The following is a 3134-nucleotide window of genomic DNA, read 5'->3' on the forward strand; positions in this document are numbered from 1 at the left end:
CCGCGAGGCCCGCCGCGCCGAGCTGGCGCGGCAGCGCGAGGCCCTGGCCGGCGGCGACGAGCGCTACCTGCCGGCCCGCGACCGCGGCCCGGTGCGGCGCTACGCGCGCGACTTCGTCGACGCCAAGTGGCACGTCGCGGAGTTCTTCCTGCCGCTGGCCGTGGTCATCCTGATCCTGAGCATGATGCCGTCGATGCAGGTGAAGAACGCCTCCCTGCTGCTGTGGATGGGCGTCATCGTGATGATCGTCGTCGACTCCTTCCTCACCGGCTTCCGGCTGAAGAGGGCCCTGGCCGAGCGGTTCCCCGACGAGAACCGTCGGGGCGCGGTGGCGTACGCGCTGATGCGCACCCTCCAGATGCGCCGCATGCGGCTGCCCAAGCCGCAGATCTCCCGCGGCGAGGCTCCGCGCCGCTGACGGGCGCGGAGCGGAACCGGAATCCCGGCGGAGCACCGACGGACCACCGACGGACGCATCGATGGACACAGCCGTACGAGACGACGAGCACCACGCGGACGCGCCCCGCGCGGACGAGCACCGCGACGGCCCGCGCGGCGACGACGCCGTGGGGCAGGAGCTGGTCGCCCGGCAGTTGGAGGAGCAGATCACCTCGCGCTTCCCCGTGGGGCGGCGGCTGCGCGTCCTGGACGTGGCACTGGGGCACGGGCGGCAGGCGCTGGCACTGGCCCGCGCCGGGCACGAGGTGACCGGGCTGGAGTCCGGCCCCGGGCGGGCGGACGCCGTACGCCGGAGCCTGGAGGGGGAGCCGGCGGGCATACGGGAGCGGATGCGCGTCGTCTGCGGCGACAGCCGCAGCACCGGCGCGCACTTCCTGCCCGGCTCCTTCGACGTGGTGCTCTGCCACGGGGTCCTGGCACCCGGCGACGAGGCGGGCCCGCTGCTGGCCGGGCTGGGCCGGGTGCTGGCGCCCGGCGGGCTGCTGTCGCTGCTGTTGCCCAACACCGAGGCGGCGGCCATGCGGCCGGGGCTGGCCGGCGACTGGGCCGGGGCCCTGGACCTCCTCGCCCCGCCCGGCCCCGCCGGGCGCGCCCTGCGCCGCGAGGCGCTGACCGCGACCCTGGCCGGGATGAGCACTCCGGTGCACCGGTGGTACGGGGTGCGGGTCTTCACCGCTGAGGGCACCGCCCTGCCCGGCGGCGAGGCCGGACAGCGGCTGCTGGCCGCCGAGGAGCGGGCCGGACGCGCCGACCCGTACCGCGCGGTGGCGGCACTGCTGCACCTGTGCGCCGTACGCGGCTGAGCGTCCCGGTCCCCCTCGCATCCGTGCGGCAGCCGGCCGCGGCGCGGTTTCCGGCGGCCCGCGAGGGGAACGCGGACGCTCCGCGGCCGGGCACCGCCCGACCGTGCCGGCCGCGGCGGACCGGCGGACACCTGCGAAGGGAGCACCCGTTCCCATGACCCGTTCCCCACTGCGCGGCGGACACCGCACGGGCGCCGCCGCCCTGTGCGCGGCCGCCGTGCTGCTCGCCGGCTGCACCGGCTCGGACTCCTCCGGCGGCGCCGGCGCCTCGCCCTCGCCCAGCGCCACCGTCCCCGTGCCGGCAACGGCCGAGGACCTGCAGGAGTCCTTCCAGCAGGTGGTCGACCAGGTCCTGCCGTCCGTCGTCCAGGTCACCACCGGGGAGGGGCTGGGCTCGGGCGTGGTCTACGACGGCGAGGGCCACATCGTCACCAACGCCCATGTGGTGGGGGACGCCGAGCGGTTCCGGATCACCATGGCCACGGGACGGGACGAGCTGGACGCGGAGCTGGTCGCCAGCTACCCGGAGGAGGACCTGGCGGTGGTGAGGCTCACCGACCCGCCCGGCAACCTGCGCCCGGCGACCTTCGGTGACTCCGGTGAGCTGGACGTCGGCCAGATCGTCCTGGCCATGGGCAATCCGCTGGGGCTGTCCTCCAGCGTCACCGAGGGGATCGTCTCCGCCACCGGCCGCTCCATCAGCGAGGGCAGCGCCGAGACCACCATCGGCAACCTGATCCAGACCTCGGCCCCGATCAACCCGGGCAACAGCGGCGGTGCGCTGGTCGACCTCTCCGGCCGCGTCATCGGCGTGCCCACCCTGGCCGCCCGCGCCCCGGACGGGGGCGGCGGCACGGCGCCGGGCCTGGGCTTCGCCATCCCCTCCGACACCGTCCGGCACCTGGCCGACCAGATGATCGAGCACGGCGAGGTGGTCGACTCCGACGAGGCGGCGATCGAGGCGACGGTGCGCACCGTCCTGGACGACGACTACCGGCCCGCCGGGGTCGCGATCGTGGAGACCGAGGACGGCGGCGCGGCGGACGAGGCCGGGCTCCGGGCGGGCGACGTGATCGTCGGGCTCGGCGGCGAGGAGATCCCGGACACCACCGCGCTGGCGAAAGAGCTGGCCTCGCACGAGCCCGGTGACGAGGTCAGGGCCGTCTACCGGCGCGACGGCGAGGAGCGGACCGCCACGATCACCCTGGGCGAACGCTGACGGGAGGGCGTGGCCGGCCCCGGGCGACCGGGGACGGCCCCGCCGGGCCCCCGGCCCTCAGGCCTCCTCGGCCGCGCTCAGGCTCATGGGCCCGTAGACCACCGTGCCGTCCTCCAGCAGCGTCACCTGCTCGACGCCGCCCTCCAGCAGTTCCCTCCAGGACTCGCCGATCCAGCTCTCCGCGTCGCCCTGGGTGGAGAACTCCTCCGGCCGCACGGCCGGCTCGGTCTCCGTGCCGTCGGCCTTCTCGAACCGCCACGTCCACGCCATGTGCGCCTCCCCTTGTCCCTTGTCCGTCCCTGTCGTCCGCGGCTCGTCCCCGTGCCGTACCGCACCGGGTGCCGCCGTACGTTCGGTGATCCTGTCCCGCTGTCCGCAGAGTAGGCCCTGCACGGCCGGTCCGCGCGGACCGGCCCCGCCGCGCGGACCGGCCCCGCCCCCCTCGCGCGGCGGCCCGGCGGGCGCGAGACGATCGTGCCGTGGAACTGACTCTGCTCGGCACCGGCGCCCCCGCCGGCCTCCCCCGGCCCGGCTGCCCCTGCGCGGCCTGCGCCACCGCCCCCCGTGCGGCGGCGCGGGCGGCGACCGCGCCGCTCGTGGACGGCGTCCTGCTGCGCTACCGTACCCCCCGCCCTGCCCTGGCCGCCCCCCGC

Annotated in this window: 4 protein-coding genes and 1 pseudogene; 4 read left to right on the top strand and 1 reads right to left on the bottom strand. The window is 76.5% G+C overall.

The window, feature by feature from the left end; genetic code table 11:
- From ACLIYP_RS29930 to ACLIYP_RS29940, 3 genes are all read left to right on the top strand, one after another.
- Nucleotides 1-418: DUF3043 domain-containing protein (locus ACLIYP_RS29930; RefSeq protein ID WP_412716216.1), on the top strand; the 418-nt coding region annotated here is incomplete at its 5' end.
- 61 nt (nucleotides 419-479) lie between these two features.
- Nucleotides 480-1262: a class I SAM-dependent methyltransferase gene (locus ACLIYP_RS29935; protein ID WP_412716217.1), complete on the top strand. Its 783-nt coding sequence runs from the start codon at nucleotides 480-482 to the stop codon at nucleotides 1260-1262.
- A gap of 154 nt (nucleotides 1263-1416) precedes the next feature.
- The gene (locus ACLIYP_RS29940; protein ID WP_412716218.1) at nucleotides 1417-2481 is read left to right on the top strand and encodes a S1C family serine protease; all 1065 of its coding nucleotides are present in this window, start codon (nucleotides 1417-1419) and stop codon (nucleotides 2479-2481) included.
- A gap of 57 nt (nucleotides 2482-2538) precedes the next feature.
- On the opposite strand, the gene ACLIYP_RS29945 is transcribed toward ACLIYP_RS29940, so the two are convergent.
- Nucleotides 2539-2751 carry a hypothetical protein gene (locus ACLIYP_RS29945; RefSeq protein WP_412716219.1) on the bottom strand — a complete coding sequence of 71 codons (213 nt, stop codon included), beginning with the start codon at nucleotides 2749-2751 and terminating at the stop codon, nucleotides 2539-2541.
- Between the two features lie 209 nt (nucleotides 2752-2960).
- On the opposite strand from ACLIYP_RS29945, the pseudogene ACLIYP_RS29950 reads away from it, so the two are divergent.
- A pseudogene (locus ACLIYP_RS29950) lies at nucleotides 2961-3134 on the top strand (bifunctional adenosylcobinamide kinase/adenosylcobinamide-phosphate guanylyltransferase); the annotation flags it as partial.

The organism is Streptomyces nanhaiensis (assembly GCF_046614825.1).
Lineage (GTDB): Bacteria > Actinomycetota > Actinomycetes > Streptomycetales > Streptomycetaceae > Streptomyces > Streptomyces radiopugnans.

Bases quoted from the DNA above. Each gene is read 5' to 3' on its own strand.
- ACLIYP_RS29935 (WP_412716217.1), top strand. From the start codon at position 480: ATGGACACAGCCGTACGAGACGACGAGCACCACGCGGACGCGCCCCGC.
- ACLIYP_RS29940 (WP_412716218.1), top strand. From the start codon at position 1,417: ATGACCCGTTCCCCACTGCGCGGCGGACACCGCACGGGCGCCGCCGCC.
- ACLIYP_RS29945 (WP_412716219.1), bottom strand. From the start codon at position 2,751: ATGGCGTGGACGTGGCGGTTCGAGAAGGCCGACGGCACGGAGACCGAG.